Source organism: Mesorhizobium sp. M0500 (assembly GCF_040321165.1).
GTDB lineage: Bacteria > Pseudomonadota > Alphaproteobacteria > Rhizobiales > Rhizobiaceae > Mesorhizobium.
This window is the reverse complement of record NZ_JAMYRB010000076.1, coordinates 1-1,427: the sequence shown is the minus strand read 5'-3', so window position 1 is coordinate 1,427 and position 1,427 is coordinate 1. Positions and strand designations below refer to the sequence as shown.

Genomic DNA, 1,427 nt, shown 5'->3' with positions numbered 1-1,427 from the left:
GGTCGTGTCCCCAGACGTGGTGTAGCTCGGCGGTAGCGAAGCCGCTCGCGAGCGCGCCCTCAACAGCGCCGTAGCGAGCGAGCGGCTTTGCGGCGGTCATCGATGTTCCCCGGTAAAGGTCGGGTTGCTGACACCAACCTGATTCGAAGGGACCACCGATGACCGACGACATGATGAACCTGCGTGCGCTCGTGGAGAAGACCCCTGATTGCGATCTCCTGCGCGAGATGATCGGCTTTGCCGCCGAGCGGCTGATGGAGCTGGAGGTCGGGGCTGCCACCGGCGCCGCCCATGGCGAGAAGAACCCGCTGCGGCTGGCCCAGCGCAACGGCTACCGCGACAGGGACTGGGAGACGCGGGCCGGCACCGTCGAGCTGCGCATCCCCAAGCTCAGGAAGGGCTCCTACTTTCCGGGCTTCCTCGAACCGCGGCGCATGGCGGAGAAGGCGCTGACGGCCGTCATCCAGGAGGCTTACATCCAGGGCATCTCGACACGCTCCGTCGACGACCTGGTCAAGGCCATGGGCATGAGCGGCATCTCCAAGAGCCAGGTCAGCCGGTTGTGCGAAGAGATCGACGGCAAGGTGAAGGCCTTCCTTGACCGGCCGATCGAGGGCGACTGGCCCTATCTGTGGATCGATGCCACCTACCTGAAGGTGCGCCGCGGCGGGCGCATCGTCTCGGTCGCGGTCATCATCGCCGTCGGCGTCAACAGCGACGGCCGGCGCGAGGTGCTGGGCATGGAGATCGGCACCTCGGAGGCCGAGCCGATCTGGACGGAGTTCCTGCGCAAGCTGACACGCCGCGGCCTGCGCGGCGTCAAGCTCGTCGTCTCCGATGCCCATGAAGGCCTCAAGGCGGCCGTCACCAAGGTGCTGTGCGCGACATGGCAACGCTGCCGGGTTCATTTCATGCGCAATGTGCTGGCGCATGCCGGCAAGAGCGGTCGCCGTGTCGTCTCCGCCTTTATCGCCACAGCCTTCGCCCAGGAGACGCCGGAAGCCGCCAGCACGCAATGGCGCGCCGTCGCCGACCAGATCCGGCCGAAGGTGCCCAAGCTCGCCGCCATTATGGACGACGCCGAGCCCGACGTGCTGGCCTACATGACCTTCCCCAGGGAGCACCGCGCCAAGCTGCACTCGACCAACCCGATCGAGCGCCTCAACGGCGAGATCAAGCGGCGCACCGAGGTCGTCGGCATCTTCCCCAACGACGACGCCATCGTCCGCCTCGTCGGTGCGATCCTGCTCGAGCAGAACGACGAATGGGCTGTCCAGCGCGCCAGATACATGACGCTGGAAACCATCAGCCAAATGAGCGATGATCCTCTCATCAGCCTGCCAGCCGTGGCACGCTGATCACCCCGGCCCCATGCCGGAGAGCGCGGCGACCGAGCCGTCAGCTACACCACTCCCTGGGACACGATC

General features: G+C 66.5%; 1 protein-coding gene. It reads left to right on the top strand.

What is annotated here, in order from left to right:
- The first annotated feature begins 158 nt into the window (after window positions 1-158).
- Window positions 159-1,358 carry an IS256 family transposase gene (locus NKI70_RS33805; RefSeq protein ID WP_352726451.1) on the top strand — a complete coding sequence of 400 codons (1,200 nt, stop codon included), beginning with the start codon at window positions 159-161 and terminating at the stop codon, window positions 1,356-1,358.
- Window positions 1,359-1,427 lie beyond the last annotated feature (69 nt).

What these genes read in the sequence shown, in the direction of transcription:
- NKI70_RS33805 (WP_352726451.1), top strand. Translation starts at nt 159, where the DNA reads ATGACCGACGACATGATGAACCTGCGTGCGCTCGTGGAGAAGACCCCT.